Source organism: Acinetobacter sp. YH12108 (assembly GCF_013419055.1).
Lineage (GTDB): Bacteria > Pseudomonadota > Gammaproteobacteria > Pseudomonadales > Moraxellaceae > Acinetobacter.
The window spans coordinates 199,062-214,316 of record NZ_VPAW01000001.1 but is presented as its reverse complement, the minus strand read 5'-3'; the positions used below and the strand labels follow the sequence as shown (position 1 = coordinate 214,316).

Annotated in this window: 15 protein-coding genes and 5 tRNA genes; 15 read left to right on the top strand and 5 right to left on the bottom strand. The window is 43.4% G+C overall.

Annotated features, from left to right (window positions below; all coding sequences use genetic code 11):
* Positions 1-77: 77 nt before the first annotated feature.
* From FTU46_RS01130 to FTU46_RS01115, 4 genes are read left to right on the top strand one after another with little or no spacing between them, the layout of a single operon-like run.
* Positions 78-1,436 carry a COG3014 family protein gene (locus tag FTU46_RS01130; protein ID WP_180104176.1) on the top strand — a complete coding sequence of 453 codons (1,359 nt, stop codon included), beginning with the start codon at positions 78-80 and terminating at the stop codon, positions 1,434-1,436.
* Positions 1,437-1,455: 19 nt separating this feature from the next.
* Positions 1,456-1,857 carry a YcfL family protein gene (locus FTU46_RS01125; protein WP_180053818.1) on the top strand — a complete coding sequence of 134 codons (402 nt, stop codon included), beginning with the start codon at positions 1,456-1,458 and terminating at the stop codon, positions 1,855-1,857.
* Positions 1,858-1,869: 12 nt separating this feature from the next.
* A complete protein-coding gene (gene lpoB, locus FTU46_RS01120; protein ID WP_180016615.1) occupies positions 1,870-2,469 on the top strand; it encodes a penicillin-binding protein activator LpoB in 600 nt (199 codons plus the stop codon).
* A 51-nt stretch (positions 2,470-2,520) separates the two neighbouring features.
* Positions 2,521-3,501, top strand: a complete 981-nt coding sequence (locus FTU46_RS01115) for a CsgG/HfaB family protein (protein ID WP_180053817.1) — start codon at positions 2,521-2,523, stop codon at positions 3,499-3,501.
* Positions 3,502-3,572: 71 nt separating this feature from the next.
* On the opposite strand, the gene recN is transcribed toward FTU46_RS01115, so the two are convergent.
* A complete protein-coding gene (gene recN, locus FTU46_RS01110; protein ID WP_180002783.1) occupies positions 3,573-5,234 on the bottom strand; it encodes a DNA repair protein RecN in 1,662 nt (553 codons plus the stop codon).
* Positions 5,235-5,670: 436 nt separating this feature from the next.
* Here recN and FTU46_RS01105 point away from each other — a divergent pair, with 436 nt between their 5' ends.
* The 3 genes from FTU46_RS01105 to FTU46_RS01095 all read left to right on the top strand — a co-directional run bounded on the left by FTU46_RS01105 (position 5,671) and on the right by FTU46_RS01095 (position 7,849).
* Positions 5,671-5,994, top strand: a complete 324-nt coding sequence (locus tag FTU46_RS01105; RefSeq protein ID WP_004787221.1) for a pyrimidine/purine nucleoside phosphorylase — start codon at positions 5,671-5,673, stop codon at positions 5,992-5,994.
* Between the two features lie 142 nt (positions 5,995-6,136).
* Positions 6,137-6,886, top strand: coding sequence for a 23S rRNA (guanosine(2251)-2'-O)-methyltransferase RlmB (gene rlmB / locus FTU46_RS01100; protein ID WP_005233526.1), 750 nt, complete (start codon positions 6,137-6,139; stop codon positions 6,884-6,886).
* Between the two features lie 45 nt (positions 6,887-6,931).
* Entirely contained in the window at positions 6,932-7,849 is a 918-nt protein-coding gene (locus FTU46_RS01095) for a DMT family transporter (RefSeq protein WP_180002781.1), read from the top strand.
* 38 nt (positions 7,850-7,887) lie between these two features.
* On the opposite strand, the gene coaE is transcribed toward FTU46_RS01095, so the two are convergent.
* The 4 genes from coaE to pilB are packed head-to-tail and all read right to left on the bottom strand — an operon-like array spanning position 7,888 to position 12,324.
* Complete coding sequence (gene coaE / locus FTU46_RS01090; RefSeq protein ID WP_180104175.1) at positions 7,888-8,493, bottom strand: dephospho-CoA kinase; 606 nt, start codon at positions 8,491-8,493, stop codon at positions 7,888-7,890.
* A gap of 1 nt (position 8,494) precedes the next feature.
* Complete coding sequence (locus FTU46_RS01085) at positions 8,495-9,355, bottom strand: A24 family peptidase (protein WP_180104174.1); 861 nt, start codon at positions 9,353-9,355, stop codon at positions 8,495-8,497.
* Positions 9,355-10,584 carry a type II secretion system F family protein gene (locus tag FTU46_RS01080; RefSeq protein WP_180104173.1) on the bottom strand — a complete coding sequence of 410 codons (1,230 nt, stop codon included), beginning with the start codon at positions 10,582-10,584 and terminating at the stop codon, positions 9,355-9,357. The genes FTU46_RS01085 and FTU46_RS01080 overlap by 1 nt, the downstream gene beginning before the upstream one ends.
* A gap of 30 nt (positions 10,585-10,614) precedes the next feature.
* Positions 10,615-12,324, bottom strand: a complete 1,710-nt coding sequence (pilB, locus tag FTU46_RS01075) for a type IV-A pilus assembly ATPase PilB (protein WP_180104172.1) — start codon at positions 12,322-12,324, stop codon at positions 10,615-10,617.
* A 278-nt stretch (positions 12,325-12,602) separates the two neighbouring features.
* Here pilB and tpiA point away from each other — a divergent pair, with 278 nt between their 5' ends.
* From tpiA to rimP, 8 genes are all read left to right on the top strand, one after another.
* Positions 12,603-13,394, top strand: coding sequence for a triose-phosphate isomerase (gene tpiA / locus FTU46_RS01070; RefSeq protein ID WP_180104171.1), 792 nt, complete (start codon positions 12,603-12,605; stop codon positions 13,392-13,394).
* Positions 13,395-13,407: 13 nt separating this feature from the next.
* Positions 13,408-13,737 (top strand): preprotein translocase subunit SecG, encoded by a 330-nt coding sequence (secG, locus tag FTU46_RS01065; RefSeq protein ID WP_159122712.1) that lies wholly within the window; start codon positions 13,408-13,410, stop codon positions 13,735-13,737.
* 53 nt (positions 13,738-13,790) lie between these two features.
* Positions 13,791-13,875 (top strand) — tRNA-Leu (locus FTU46_RS01060).
* A gap of 53 nt (positions 13,876-13,928) precedes the next feature.
* Positions 13,929-14,005: transfer RNA gene (locus FTU46_RS01055), tRNA-Met, on the top strand.
* A gap of 81 nt (positions 14,006-14,086) precedes the next feature.
* Positions 14,087-14,163 (top strand) — tRNA-Met (locus FTU46_RS01050).
* A 71-nt stretch (positions 14,164-14,234) separates the two neighbouring features.
* A tRNA-Met gene (locus FTU46_RS01045) sits at positions 14,235-14,311 on the top strand.
* Positions 14,312-14,399: 88 nt separating this feature from the next.
* Positions 14,400-14,476: transfer RNA gene (locus tag FTU46_RS01040), tRNA-Met, on the top strand.
* A 224-nt stretch (positions 14,477-14,700) separates the two neighbouring features.
* Positions 14,701-15,225, top strand: a complete 525-nt coding sequence (rimP, locus tag FTU46_RS01035) for a ribosome maturation factor RimP (RefSeq protein ID WP_179992192.1) — start codon at positions 14,701-14,703, stop codon at positions 15,223-15,225.
* The last annotated feature ends 30 nt before the right edge of the window (positions 15,226-15,255 follow it).

Here is a 15,255-nt window from a genome sequence, read left to right as displayed (position 1 = left end):
AACTACATATTGAAACAATTTGGCTTTATTTGTAAGATGCGCCGATTTTTAATCTTCTATTATTTTAACGGATCGTTATGCATCATTTTTTTAAAGGGACTTTAATTTCTGCTCTATGTTCAGCATCTATTATTTCCCATGCGGCAGTATTCAAAACATATAATGAAGAAGGTAATTTTTTTCGTAGTCATTTAAATGCAGAACTGTCTGAAAATTTAATTACAGATTTCAAGAATAAAACTAATTCAAAAGATGGGGTTTTATATCTGTTAGAACAAGCCCGTTTATTACAGGTTAATCATCAATATGATCAAAGCCAGGAATATTATAAACAGGCTTTTACTTTGCTGGATAAACAGCAAAATCGTGCGAAAGTCAGTGTATCCCGTGTGGGCTTTAAAGCTCTGGCTTTGATGAGTAATGATTCAATCGTTCCTTATCTGGTGCCACCACATGAACAGGTACTGGCACATATTTCTCAGGCAAAAAACTATATTTTTCTCAAAGATTTAGAAGCTGCATCCGTAGAAATGCGGGTCGCGCAAGGCCTGCAGCGTGAAATTGAACTGGCTCACCAGAAAGAGCTGGAAAGAAAAAAAGATAAAGTTAAAAAACCGGCTACTGAAGGAAATCCGCTTAGCGCACTGGATGAAGCGTTTATAGGTTTGGACCCTATTGCAGGCAAGATTAAAAACAGCTACCAGAATGCGTATGCGTTCTACATGGCTGCCAATTTATGGGAAACCTTGGGTGAATATAATGATGCCTTGGTAGATTATAAAAAGGCCTATGAATTACAACCAGATGCGCAGATTGCCCAAGATGTAAAACGCCTGAATCAGTTAGTAGCAAAACCAAAAAGTGGCAGTGTGCCGGTGATTGTCTTTATCGAGCAAGGCATTGTGCCACAAAAGGTTGAAAACAAGATTGATGTGCCAACACCAGGCGGTCTGGTCAATATCGCTTTTGCGACTTATGAACCAAGCACCTATGTGGCACCGAAAAGCTTAAAAGTCAAAGTTAACAATAAGCCTATGCAAGACAGCTACGTGATTAGTGATATTGGCGCTCTGGCAGTTAAAGATCTGAAAGAAAAAGTAGTAGGCAATCTGACCAGTCAAATCATGCGTGCAAGCGCCAAATATGCGGCACAAAAACAGTTGGGCAATCAGCTGGGTATTTTGGGTCAGGTGGCCGGCAATGTGCTTAATATGTCAACTGAACGTGCCGACTTGCGTGGCTGGAGTACCTTACCAAGTAATGCTCAGATTGCCCGTTTAAATCTCGCCCCAGGCAATCATAAATTACAGCTCTCTAGCGGCAGTCTTTCTAGTTCGGCTGTCAATCTAGATGTCAAAGCCAATCAAACTGTTTTTGTCTACGCACATCATGTCAATGACAAGATTACTGCCAGCGTAAGCACCATCCCACATTAATAAAATCTAAGAGAACGATATGAAACATCAATTCAGCTTTGCAGTACTTGGTTTAGGGGCACTGTTAATGGTGGGGTGTACTGCACCGAATGCCTTGTCGACCCAGACCAATTCAAGCAATGAAATCAGCATCCGTACGATCACCAATAACCCGATCCTGAGTACGGAAGTATTTGTAGAACGCGTAAATATGAGTGCGGCAGGGGATTTGAAGCGCGCATCAATTGCAATCAAAAACCGTCGTTTTAATAACAAAGATTTTAGCTACAAGATCGTGTGGGTAGATGCGCAAGGTGCGGAAGTGAATCCTGAAGGTGCCATCTGGAAGCCGATTCAGTTAACTGGCCGTGAAACCAAAGGCGTGCAATCCCTGGCGCCAAATCCATCTGCTGTCGATGTTGTTGTGTACTTGAAAAAATAAGAGAGATTAAACATGAATGCAAAATTGATTTTCGCTGTATTGGCAGCAACGACTCTGGTTAGTGGCTGTGCGTCTACTGGTGCAGTGAGTTATGGCGATGCGCAAGCAGTTGAAACTTTGACGACTGACTTCGGTTCGACTGATCTGCAAATGATCGCAGCGAAAATGGTGGATGACATGCTGATGTTCCCGCCGATCGTACAGATGACACAAAACCGTCGCCCGGTGATTGTAGTAGATCGTATTCACAATAAAACTCAGGAACATATTGATACTGAATCCATTACTGACAGCATTCAGAACAAGCTGATCAACTCTGGAAAATTCCGGTTTGTGGATATGAAGTCTGTGAATGCGATGGCGCAACAACTGGCCTATCAAAAACAGAGCGGCATGGTGAATCAGGCAACCGCTGTACGGAGCGGTGGTCATATCGGTGCTGAATATATGCTAAATGGCAACTTGTCGAGCATTGTAAAAAATGCGGGCAGCAAGAGCGATGTGTATTACAAGTTCACCTTTAAATTGCAAAACCTGCAGACTGGAATTGTCGAGTGGACTGGCGAGAAAGAAATCCGTAAAGCAGGCAAGCGTTCGACTTTCGGCCTGTAATTTAAATTAAGGTTGCTGTGCTTTGGCACAGTGACCGCAGAAGAATTCATTATGAAAAAAATATTACTTGCAGGCTTATTGTCCGGATTGCTCAGTTCACCTGCTTTTGCAGCAATTAAGGAAGTGATCAAAGAAGCCAGCGGCAGTGGTTCTACACAGCATCAGGCCATTTCTGAAGCGTTATTGGTAGCGGTTCAATCAGTAAATGGTGCTTCGGTTTCTTCGCAGATGGATTATGAAGAAACCGTTTCTTTATCAGTGAATCATCAAGGCTGGACCTATACCGGCAAGGTATCCCCGGTCTTTAGTGTAGCCAATCAGGGCTCGGGTTCAGTTACTAAATTCCAGGTGCTCAGTGTTTCTGGAGCGAAGAATAATTATCGGGCCAAAGTTCGTGCTCATGTAGTTAAATTTGAATCTGCTGTGCATGATCAGCATTTACACCGGATCGCTGTTTTACCATTCCAGATGGCAGAAAAAAATAATCGACTGGCTGGTGGGGGATCTGCCCGTGAATTTAGTCAGGAATTATCCGATACACTGGGCACTTATCTGACCCAAAGCGGACAGTTAAGTGTGGTTGATCGTCACTATATTGAGGAAATGCAGTCTGAAACTGATTTCCTGTATTGGGATGGCGCACCACAGGAACTGGCACGCATTGGTCAGAAAGTTGGCGCAGATTATTTGCTGGTTGGTCAGATTAAAGATTTATCTAGTGCCAGTGAGCAGCAGATGTATGGTCTGAATGCTGGCGCGGCTCAGGTGAGTCTAAGCTGGCGGGTGATTGAAGCAGCGACCAGTAAAGTTGTTGCAGCCGGAATCTTTAACCGTACCTTGTCTAATTTAATGACGCAGAATATTTTGACGAACGATTTAAATGACAGTACTGCAGACAAAATTGCTCAAGGTCTTAATCCAGAGATTTTACAAGGTTTGAAATTGCAGCCTGTACAAACTCGTCAAGCTTATGACCAGTCACCCGGTTATGGAATGACACCAGGTTCTAGTGATCAACCAGTCAAATGGTAATTTTTGGCTTTAACTAAAAGCTGTTAATAAAAAATCCCTGCACTAGTCAGGGATTTTTTATTAAGCATAATTCATGCTTGCTGAAACTTTAACTGTCTTAACTGACGTGCATGCTGCAAGGTGGTTTCATTAATTTCCACGCCACCCGTCATACGTGCAAGTTCCTGTACAATTTCACTTTCTTCCAAATTAATAATGGTACTGCTGGCCGGATCAGTCTGGCGTTTTTTCACTAATAAATGCTGGTCGGACTGTGCAGCCACCTGCGCCTGATGGGTAATACAAAGAATTTGTACATGCTGTGCCAGATCAGCCAATAAGCGACCCACGATTTCCGCAGTTCCGCCACTGATCCCGACGTCGATTTCATCAAAGACCAATACTTCAGCTTCGGTTTTTTCTGCATTCATCACCTGCATCACCAAGGCGATACGGGATAATTCACCGCCTGAAGCCACGCGTGCCAGAGGTTGTGCTGGTATGCCCTTGTTGGCAGTAAACAGAAGCTGAATAAAACTCAAACCTTCACTTGATGGATGTTCCAAAGGCTCAAATTTAAATTCAAAATGCGCTTCAGGTAGGGCAAGCTGTTTCACCTGTTCGGTCAGTTTTTTCGCCAGCGGTTCGGCTGCATCACGGCGAATCTGGTCCAGATGTTGAGCTTTGCTTAGAAACTCCTGATAAGAGACCTCGACCTGTTCAGCCAGAGTTTCTGGGTCTTCTAGCTGATGCAATTGTTCAAGTTCAGTCTGCCAGGCCTCATATTCTTCTTTCAGCAATTCTGGCTGGGTGCGGTATTTGCGTGCTAAACGGTGAAACACTTCCAGTTTGGAATTCAGTTCTTCCATACGTTCCGGATCAAAGCTTTGCCGATCCATAAACTGGCGTAAGGTCGCCGTCGCATCTTCGAGTTCGCTTTGGGCATTCAGTAAAGAGGTATAAATCTGGGAAAGCTGCTCGCTACGACCGGCATGCGATTCCATACGGCGTAAAATTGAAGCCAGTTCCTGCGAAATATTCTGTTCACCTTCATCCAGGCCATTCAGGCTATAGACACAATCCTGCATGATGGCTTCATGATGTGAAAGGCGGTCAAATTCCTGCTCAATTTCCTGATAATCCGTCTGGACGACTTCTTCCAGTTCTTCAAGTTGCAGCTCCAGAGTTTCCATACGTTGCTTACGGGTTGCTTGTGCATCCAGCGCGGCCTGATGCTGGCGAATATTTTTATGCCAGGTGCTATAAGCGTCACGTACTTCCTGAGCTGGTGCATAAAAATTGCTATAGCGATCCAGCCAGTGTTTGGGATAAGGTGGTTCTAGAAGTTGCTGCTGACTATGCTGGCTATAAAGCTGAACCAGTAGTCGGCCAATTTCTTTCAGTTCAGACAGACTACTGGGACGACCATTGATCCAGGCCTTACTGCGGCCAGTGGCAAAGATCACCCGGCGTAAATGAATCTCCCCCGACTCATCATCCAGTTCATGCTCTTTTAACCAGCTCGCTTCAGGGCTGTCTTCCTGATAACTAAAGGTTGCTGTTACATCCGCTTTTTCGGTGCCATAACGCACATAATTGGTATCGGTTCGCTCCCCCAGACAGGCAGACAGAGCATCCAGTAACAGGGATTTACCTGCACCGGTTTCACCAGTAAGAACGTTAAAACCTTTATCAATATCAATAGCAAGATGCTCGGCCAAAGCAAAATTGATCAGAGTTAAATGTGTCAGCATAAACGCATCCGGGCTGCGAAAAGTTTGAATGAAATAGCATGTCAGTTGCTTCAGTCTAGCAACGCGGCTGTTATTATAAATCAGGATAAATCGATTTCATTCTATCTTAAATTTCAGGGATTAATACACGCTTATTTGAATGTTGTGTCACAAGAACCAAGATCAGGCCACCGAAGTTACAAAAGATATTTTCATTTTTCTGACATGCTTGAAATTTAAATTAAATCAGGTCGGAATATATTTTGCTTATAAATGGCGAGAAAAATCACGGCATTTTCCAGGATCTGCCGAAATCACTCAAACAGGCTGGAATCAAGGCAAGCAGGGCACCCAATAAATTCATTCAAGTCCGATAAACTTCGATTGATTAGTTGCGGGTGCACATTTAAACTACAGCAATCAAAATATTACAAAATGCTTTATCTGGAGAAATGGCATGTCAGCTCAGTTTGATCATGTATCAGTACTTAAAAAATCGAATGTGTATTTTGGCGGGTTATGCATCAGCCATGTGGTGCAATTTGAAGATGGCACTAAAAAAACCTTAGGGGTAATTTTACCTTCAGAAAATGCATTAACTTTTGAAACACATGTGCCTGAGCGTATGGAAATCATCTCAGGTGAATGCCGTGTGCAAATCGCTGACAGCGAAGAAAAAGAACTGTTCCGTGCTGGTCAGTCGTTCTATGTGCCAGGCAATAGCCGTTTCAAAATCGAAACTGATGATGTGCTGGACTATGTTTGCCATTTTGAAGGCTAAACAGACCTACAGATGAGCTGTAACCGATCAAGAAATTTTGTTCTGAATCGGTTAAACTAAGCTTAATACAGAATCCTGTGAAGTTGGCTTTGCAGGATTTTTCTTTTGCTGCCTATTTCCCAATTTATTTTCGAGGTCGTTCATGGCTAAACCTGAGTATTATTATGGCGTCCATTCAGTAGAATCACTGCTGGAGCTTGAGCCTGAACGTGTCTTGACTCTTTTTACCCTGAAAGGCCGTGATGATCAGCGCCTGAAACGTGTGCTGGAATTGGCTGAGCCTTTTGGCATTAGTGTCCAGCAGGCTAGTCGTGACAAGCTGGAAAAACTGGCTGGTTTGCCTTTTCACCAAGGCGTTGTGGCGGCAGTTCGTCCGCATCCAACCTTAAATGAAAAGGATCTGGAAGATCTATTGAAGCAAGATTCTCAAGTACTTCTATTAGCACTCGATCAGGTAACTGATCCGCATAATCTGGGTGCTTGTATTCGTACTGCCGCAGCGATGGGGGTAGCGGCTGTGATTGTGCCGCGTGACCGTTCAGCAAGCCTGACGCCGACTGCACGTAAAGTGGCAGCAGGTGGTGCAGAAAAAGTAAAGTTTATTCAGGTGACCAATCTGGCGCGTACTTTGGGTCAAATCAAAGATGAATTTAATGTACGTGTGGTTGGTACGATGCTGGATGAAAAAGCTTTACCTATCCAGAAATTTGATTTTACTGGTACAGGTGTATGCGTGGTGATGGGTGCGGAAGATACCGGTTTGCGTCCAATTACCCAAAGCCAATGTGATCAGACGGTTTATATTCCGATGGCAGGCAATCTGCAAAGTCTGAATGTGAGCGTGGCCACAGGTATGGCTCTTTATGAAGCCTGTCGTCAGCGTCAAGCTTAAGTCCTTTTTATTGTTTATTCATAAATACTGTTAAAGAAGAAGTCTATGTCTCCCCGAACGCAAGGTTATGCCTTTGTCTTAATTACCATGTGTATTTGGGGAGGTTTTACCTTAAGCACGCGTTTAAGTGCTCAGTGGGGGATTAGTGCCTGGGATCTGGTTGGATTACGTTTTCTATTGGCTTTTCTGATTCTGATGCCAGTCCTGATTTATAAGAAGGACACAGCTTTTTTATGGAGTAAGGAATCCTTTCTCTTAGCCATGATTGGCGGGGTGGGGTATTGCCTGACTGCCTATACGGCTTTCCATTATGCACCTGCAGCTCATGCCGCCGTATTTCTGAATGGCTGTATTCCACTTTGTACCGCAGTGGCTGCTTTTGTATTATTTAAACAGGGATTTGACCGACATACCTGGATCAGTATGGCGATTATGCTACTTGCGATTGGCAGTATGAGCTGGCTAATGTTCCGGGAGTCCGGTGTGGCCTTGGGACTAGGCGATCTGCTGTTTTTCATCAGTGCGATGTGGTGGGGGGTGTTTACTGTACTGCTACGTCAATGGAAACTCTCTGCCTGGCATTCTATGGCCAGTGTGGCGATCTGGTCAGCCATCGTTTATGTGCCAATTTATCTAATATTCTTCCCCAAACATCTGGATGCTGCTGAACCCTGGCAAATGGCTTCTCAAGTGCTCTTTCACGGTATTTTTGTGGTGATTGTAGCGACACTAACTTATGTGGAAGCAATTAAACGTTTAGGTGCTTTTAAAGCGGGCAGTATTGTGACTCTCGCACCATTTATTGCTGCCATACTTGCCGTACCGCTTCTAGATGAACCTCTAAGTCTCGCGATTGTCTCTGGCTTAGTGGGTATGGCAATCGGTGCCATACAGCCTTGGCGCTGGCTGATGCATCAAGACAGTCTCAGCCAAAAACTGGAACAACAAAAAAAGCAGTCCTAACAGGGCTGCTTTTTATTTTAACTCTGACTGAGTTCGGGTTAATGATTTTGAGCAGTCATCTGAAGATACTTTTCATGTAAAGGCGTGAGATGGGCATAAAGATGTTCCAGCTCACCATCATTCAGTACAATATCATCAGCCATAGCGCGTTTTTGTTCACGCGGCATTTGTGCGGCAATGATCTTCTGAATTTGCTCTACATTTTGTCCATCGCGCTGTGAAGCCCGTTGAATTTGCAGTTCAATAGCAGCATCAATTAATAACGTATGTTGTGTTAGTTCATGCTGATTTGTTTCAAACAATAAAGGAGAAACTAAAATCGCATAAGGACTTTGTGCTGCATGTAACTGTTGAATAATTGAATTGCGAATAGCAGGGTGGGTGATATTTTCCAGCGTTTTGCGTGCTTCAGGAGACTGGAAAATATGTTCACGTAAAGCACGGCGATTCAATGAACCATTCTCAAGCAAAACCCAATCGCCGAAAGCTTGCTGAATCTGCTGTAGGGCTGGTTGACCGATATCAACGACTTCACGGGCGACAATATCCGCATCTACGACAGCAATCCCTTGAGCTTCAAACCATTGGCTGGCAGCAGACTTGCCACTACCAATTCCACCAGTTAAACCGAGTACAAATTTCACTTTACTGACCTAAATAGATTTTCATGATCTGCTCACCCCATAAAAAGGCAATCCAGCCGGCAATGGCAATATAAGGACCAAAGGCAAAGGGCTGGTTTTCTTTACGGACTTTAAGCAGGATAATCCCAATAATCGCACCCACTAATGATGACAATAATACAATGAGTGGTAGGAGCATAGGACCCATCCAGGCACCTAAGGCAGCTAGTAATTTGAAATCTCCATAGCCCATACCTTCCTTGCCGGTCACCAGCTTAAATAGATAATACACTACCCATAAGCACAAGAAGCCAATGATATAGCCCCAGATGGCAGAACTAGGGGTAGTATAAATCCCATAACTATTAATACCCAGGCCGAGTGCAGCCAGCGGCAGGGTATAGCGATCAGGTAATAACTGGGTGTCGAAATCAATAAAGGTGAGGGCAATCAGGACATAGGTAAAAACCAGACCAAACAGCATCTGTATTGTAGGCCCGAATACTGCCACCACTATCAGTGCACAAGCAGCTGTCAAAAGCTCAATAAATGGATAGCGGATACTGATAGGATTTTGACAGTTACCGCATTTACCACGTAATAAGATCCAGCTAATCACCGGAATATTCTGATACCAGCGAATAGGAGTCTGACATTTCGGGCAGGTTGAAGCTGGTTTGCTTAAAGTAATTTTGCTCTCATCAATAATGGGCTGATCTGGATGCAAGAACAGCTGGCAATCTGTACGCCATTCCTGTTCCATCATTTTAGGGGTACGGTAAATGACAACGTTTAAAAAGCTACCAATACAGAGACTAAAAAGCCCAACTGCGAGATAAAGCGCAGTTGGGTTTTGACTGAAATATAAAATAAAATCTTGCATTAAACCACGGAACCCATTTGGAAAATTGGAAGGTACATTGCGATAACAAGGCCACCAACAAGGACACCAAGAATTGCCATAATCAAGGGCTCCATCATGGAAGTTAAACCATCAACCGCATTGTCGACTTCATTTTCATAATGGGTTGCGACTTTATCCAGCATGGCATCCAATGCACCTGATTCTTCACCAATTGCAACCATTTGTACGGCCATAGAGGGGAATTTATCGGTGACACGCATGGCAAATTGAAGCTGTTGACCTGTCGCAACATCTTCCTTGATTTTTAATACCGCCTCCTCATAGACCACGTTATTGGTTGCACCAGCAGTCGATTCAAGCGCATCAATTAATGGCACACCGGCAGCAAAGGTGGTCGCAAGGGTACGGCTATAACGGGCAATGATTGCTTTATAAACAAGGTCACCAAAGATTGGAGCCTTCAGTGCAGCTTTATCAAGTAAATCACGAAACTTTTTACTACGCTTTTTGGTTTCCAATAAAATTGTAATAACAATACCAATTGCAATAATTAAGATAAACCAATATTTTTGCATCCATTCGGACATATTGACTACCATTTTGGTAAATGCGGGTAGGTCTGCTCCAAAAGAAGAAAAGACATCCTGAAATACAGGAACAACTTTCACCATCAGAATAATCGTCACAATCAAGGCAACTACAATCACCGTGGCTGGATATTTCATGGCTTTTTTAATCTTTTGCTTTAACAGCTCACTTTTTTCTTTATAAATCGCGACACGATCCAGCATGGTTTCTAGAGCACCAGATTGTTCGCCAGATTCGACCAAAGAGCAGAATAGATTATCGAAATATTGTGGGTATTTTCGTAATGCTCCCGCAAAAGTATTTCCCCCTTCAACTTCGCCTTTAATTCCAAGCACAACCTCGCGCATAGATGGATTTTCTAAACCTTCTGCAACAATTTCAAAGCCTTGTACTAAAGGCACCCCGGCTTTCATCATAGTGGCGAGCTGACGGGTGAAGATGGTGATATCCAGTGTGGAAACTTTTTTCTTCATCAAACCTTCAAGAATATTTTTTTTCTTTTCTCGAATAGTTTTGATCGTGATGCCTTGTTTGCGCAAGTTCACTTTTGCCAAGGCCATATTTCGTGCCGGCAATTCCCCCTTGATCTTGGCGCCTTTGCGATCAACCCCTTCATAACTGAAGATCGGTGTCATCTGGCCTTTTTTTACTGCTGCCATAGCTTTATCCTTATTTTATATTCAGCACGATCATTCGCTGGTTACACGATTGACTTCCTGTAAAGAAGTCACCCCCTGCATAACCTTCACTAACCCTGATCGGCGTAAATTGTTAAATCCTGCACGTGCGGAAGCTTCAGCAATTTCAATGGCATTGCCATCTTCCATAATAATTCTTGAAATCTCAGGTGTTACCTTCATAACTTCATAAATACCGACCCGGCCCTTATAACCTTCACGACATTCATTACAGCCGACTGGCTCATAAATCTGAAATTCAGGGCTTTGTAAATCTGCTTCGGTAAAGCCCATCTCCAGTAAGCTTTGCTTTGGAATGTCAGCCGGTTTTTTACATTGTGAACACAAGCGACGGGCCAGACGCTGCGCAATCACCAGATTGACTGAAGTCGCGATATTGAAAGAAGGTACGCCCATATTACGTAAACGGGTCAAAGTTTCCGGAGCACTGTTGGTGTGCAGAGTTGACATCACCATATGACCTGTTTGCGCTGCTTTGATTGCAATTTCAGCTGTTTCCAGATCACGGATCTCACCGACCATGACAATATCAGGATCCTGACGCAGAAAGGATTTTAAAGCAGCTGCAAACGTCAGGCCAACTTTATTATTGACGTTCACCTGATTAATCCCTTGCAGGTTAATCTCGACTGGGTCTTCCGCAGTAGAAATATTGGTATCTTCACGATTTAAGATGTTTAAGCCCGTATAAAGGGATACTGTTTTACCGGAACCAGTAGGACCGGTAATCAGTAACATCCCTTGCGGTTTATCTAAGGCTTCCATAAATAATTCTTTCTGCTCAGGTTCATAACCTAAAGCATCAATTCCCAGCATGGCACTAGACGGATCTAAAATACGTAGAACCAGTTTTTCGCCAAACAGGGTAGGGAGCGAGTTAACACGGAAGTCGATGGCTTTGTTTTTTGAGAGCTTTAATTTAATACGGCCGTCTTGAGGCACGCGTTTCTCAGAAATGTCCATCTGCGACATGACTTTCAAACGCGACGCCAAACGGTTTGCTAGTTGTAGGGGCGGGGTTGCAATCTGACGTAAAACCCCATCGACACGATAGCGCACCCGATACATTTTTTCATAAGGTTCAAAATGTAGATCTGATGCCCCCATACGAATGGCATCAATCAGTAATTTATTAATATATTTAACAATCGGGGCTTCTTCACCCTTGTCTTTTTCATCTTCTTCTTTCGTCGGATCGGTTGTGTCGACATCGACATCCAGATCGAAATCATCATCAAAATCAAAAGTACTTTCTTCAGTAAAGTTTTGCTCAATCAGTTTTTCAAGTTTATTGTGTTCAACAATAACAGTTTCGATATTCAGTTTGGTTGCAAAGCGGATGGCATCCGTTGCTTCGATATTGGTCGGATTGCTCGTGGCGACATAAAGAATATTGGCGTTTTTATAAATTGGCAGAATACGATGCTTGGTAATCAGCTTTTCATCAATATCTTCACGCAGGATTTGTCCCGGATCATAAGCACCAATATCAAATAGAGGCTCACCAAATTCTACTGAGATCGTTTCAGCAATGGTAGTAGGGGAAAGATTATGATGACTGACCAAATAGGCCACGATATCTGTTTTTTCCTGTTTGGCATTGGCTAAAGCAGTCCGCATATCTTCAGCTGATAATACCCCTTCATCGACCAGGCGACGAATAAACCCCGTAAATCTTGGTGACCCCTGCAATGCTGTCATGCTTCAAATGCCTATCAATTCAATTTTTTTAATTTGCTATTCTAAAATTATACGTTTGTTATACAAAAATACCATAGCTGAGAATGCTGCAATCTTCGTGATATTCAGTAAAAGCTTGAACTGGTCGGAAGAACCGGGCATTTTTTTCAGTGATAACAAAAAATAACCATTTTGAATAGTCTAAACTGAGAAATAGGATGAATAAAACTATTCTTTAAATTTTACAATTCCGTGTAGAATGTGCCCAATTCAAGATATGTCAGTGAAATAGGTTATTTATGTCGGTTTCGACGATTACCCCTTGGGTGGTGGGCAACTGGAAAATGAATCCAATGCAGGCAGATGCCCAAGCTTTGGTTCAGAATTTAAAAGACTTGCTTGAGTCTGCACCAGTTTCAACAGAGAAATGTCATTTGGGTGTGGCGCCGACAACCCTTGCCTTAACTCAAATTCAAACTGCATTTGCTTCTGCTAATCGCCCTGTATATACCGTAGCACAAGATGTATCACGTATTGCAGGGACAGGCGCTTATACTGGGGAAGTGAGTGCTGAATTATTGGCTGATAGCCAGATTCACTATGTATTGATTGGACACTCTGAACGTCGTGAAATTTTTGCTGAAAGTTCGCAGATTCTAAATGCTAAAATCAAGAATGCCTTAAATGCCGGTTTAACCGTAATTTACTGCGTGGGCGAAAGTCTGGAACAGCGTGAAGCAGGGCAGGCGGAAGCAGTGGTTCTCCAACAGATTTGCGATATCGCGGCTGTGGTAGAAGATGAACAGTGGAAAAATATCGTGATAGCCTATGAGCCAATCTGGGCCATTGGCACCGGTAAAACAGCTTCTCCAGAAGATGCGCAGGCCATGCATGCCAAGATCCGTCAGGGTTTGAGACAGATTACAGGTTATGCTACGACTATGGCAATCTTATATGGTGGTAGTGTAAAACCGGAAAATGCAGTAGAGTTAGCAGCCTGTCCTGACATTAACGGGGCATTGGTGGGTGGTGCATCACTCAATGCTGAGTCGTTCCATCAAATTGCTCAAGCATTTGCAAATACACAATAATTAGGAGTTCAGCATGCAAACTTTTGTGCTGGTAGTACATATTATCTTAGCGATTTTGATGATTGTCTTGATTTTAGTTCAGCATGGTAAAGGTGCGGATGCAGGTGCATCATTTGGCGGCGGCGGTGCGGCAACGATCTTTGGTGCCTCAGGTTCGGGTAATTTCATGACCCGTTTGACGGCAGTTTTTACCGCATTGTTCTTTGTGACCAGTATTACTTTGGCGATTCTTGCCAAGAAACAAACCACGAATGCGTACAGTTTATCGTCAATTCAATCAGCACCAACTGCGCCTGCGCAACCGGTTGAAACTTCACCAACTGCACCACAAACGACCGAATAATTTTAATTAAACCTTTCTTTTTTTCAGTGATGCGACTAGAATGCGTCACAGCTGCGGTGGTGGTGGAATTGGTAGACACGCTACCTTGAGGTGGTAGTGCTTTCGGGCGTGGGGGTTCAAGTCCCCCCTTCCGCACCAACTTATAATCCAGAATATAAGTTGGTGTATGCAGCTAAAAAAACTTCTGTTGATGCGGGATGGAGCAGTCTGGTAGCTCGTCGGGCTCATAACCCGAAGGTCGTTGGTTCAAATCCAGCTCCCGCTACCAATCAATCCTTTTTTAAAGACGCAAACTTTTAAAAGGCAGCTTAAATCTGATTTAAGTTGAGAAGAATTATTTGCATGTTGTTGCGGGGTGGAGCAGTCTGGTAGCTCGTCGGGCTCATAACCCGAAGGTCGTTGGTTCAAATCCAGCCCCCGCTACCAATCCTTTAAAGCTGCAAACTTTAAAGGCAGTTTAGTGTAAAATATTAAGCTGAATGTTATTTGTATGCTGATGCGGGATGGAGCAGTCTGGTAGCTCGTCGGGCTCATAACCCGAAGGTCGTTGGTTCAAATCCAGCTCCCGCTACCAATTTTTCAGTAACAGATAACAAATATGCAGAATGATGTGGTTGTGATTGAAAAGTTCGCATCTTTTGTATATAATTTTTGCACGTTGATGCGGGATGGAGCAGTCTGGTAGCTCGTCGGGCTCATAACCCGAAGGTCGTTGGTTCAAATCCAGCTCCCGCTACCAAGTTTCTTAAAAGAGGCTCACAACTATGGTGGGCCTTTTTGCACAGTGGGATTTGAAAAAAGTTCAAATTGTGCATTAATTGGGGCGATTTACGCCCTTTTTTATTGGCTATCGTGTAGTGTCGACAATATTTGGTCAAATCTCCATGTTTCACTACTACTATAGTTTGTATTGGTTTGTAGTGGTCAAATAGATCATAAAATCGCACCAGATGACGAGAGTAAATGAAGCTATCAAATAAAACTCAAGCACTTCAGGACTTGATTGCACCAGCAGTTGAAGCCTGTGATGTAAATCTGTGGGGGATTGAATTCCTGCCACAAGGCAAACGTTCATTATTACGGATCTATATCGACAAACCGGTCGATGAAAATGCAGCACCTGTTGTCAATGAAGACGGCGAAGAAGAGCAGGGTCGTGGTATTGGGGTTCAGGACTGTGTACGTGTCACACAGCAAGTCGGCGCGATCCTGGATGTACATGATCCAATCTCAGGTGAATATTCGCTTGAAGTGTCTTCACCAGGTTGGGATCGTCCATTCTTCCAGCTGGAGCAGATGGCTCATTATATCGGACAAACGGTTGCGCTGCGTTTGATCAGTGCCGTCGATAACCGTCGTAAATTTCAGGCAAAACTGGTTGCAGTCGACCTTGAAAATGAAATGATTCAAGTTGAAGTAGAAAAGCAACAGATTTTGGATATCGACAGTCACAATATCGATAAAGCAAACTTGGTCTATCAAGATTAATTCAATTAATAAGAATCTGAACGAATAGGT

Bases quoted from the DNA above. Each gene is read 5' to 3' on its own strand.
- FTU46_RS01130 (WP_180104176.1), top strand. From the start codon at position 78: ATGCATCATTTTTTTAAAGGGACTTTAATTTCTGCTCTATGTTCAGCA.
- FTU46_RS01125 (WP_180053818.1), top strand. From the start codon at position 1,456: ATGAAACATCAATTCAGCTTTGCAGTACTTGGTTTAGGGGCACTGTTA.
- lpoB (WP_180016615.1), top strand. From the start codon at position 1,870: ATGAATGCAAAATTGATTTTCGCTGTATTGGCAGCAACGACTCTGGTT.
- FTU46_RS01115 (WP_180053817.1), top strand. From the start codon at position 2,521: ATGAAAAAAATATTACTTGCAGGCTTATTGTCCGGATTGCTCAGTTCA.
- recN (WP_180002783.1), bottom strand. From the start codon at position 5,234: ATGCTGACACATTTAACTCTGATCAATTTTGCTTTGGCCGAGCATCTT.
- FTU46_RS01105 (WP_004787221.1), top strand. From the start codon at position 5,671: ATGTCAGCTCAGTTTGATCATGTATCAGTACTTAAAAAATCGAATGTG.
- rlmB (WP_005233526.1), top strand. From the start codon at position 6,137: ATGGCTAAACCTGAGTATTATTATGGCGTCCATTCAGTAGAATCACTG.
- FTU46_RS01095 (WP_180002781.1), top strand. From the start codon at position 6,932: ATGTCTCCCCGAACGCAAGGTTATGCCTTTGTCTTAATTACCATGTGT.
- FTU46_RS01085 (WP_180104174.1), bottom strand. From the start codon at position 9,355: ATGCAAGATTTTATTTTATATTTCAGTCAAAACCCAACTGCGCTTTAT.
- FTU46_RS01080 (WP_180104173.1), bottom strand. From the start codon at position 10,584: ATGGCAGCAGTAAAAAAAGGCCAGATGACACCGATCTTCAGTTATGAA.
- pilB (WP_180104172.1), bottom strand. From the start codon at position 12,324: ATGACAGCATTGCAGGGGTCACCAAGATTTACGGGGTTTATTCGTCGC.
- tpiA (WP_180104171.1), top strand. From the start codon at position 12,603: ATGTCGGTTTCGACGATTACCCCTTGGGTGGTGGGCAACTGGAAAATG.
- secG (WP_159122712.1), top strand. From the start codon at position 13,408: ATGCAAACTTTTGTGCTGGTAGTACATATTATCTTAGCGATTTTGATG.
- rimP (WP_179992192.1), top strand. From the start codon at position 14,701: ATGAAGCTATCAAATAAAACTCAAGCACTTCAGGACTTGATTGCACCA.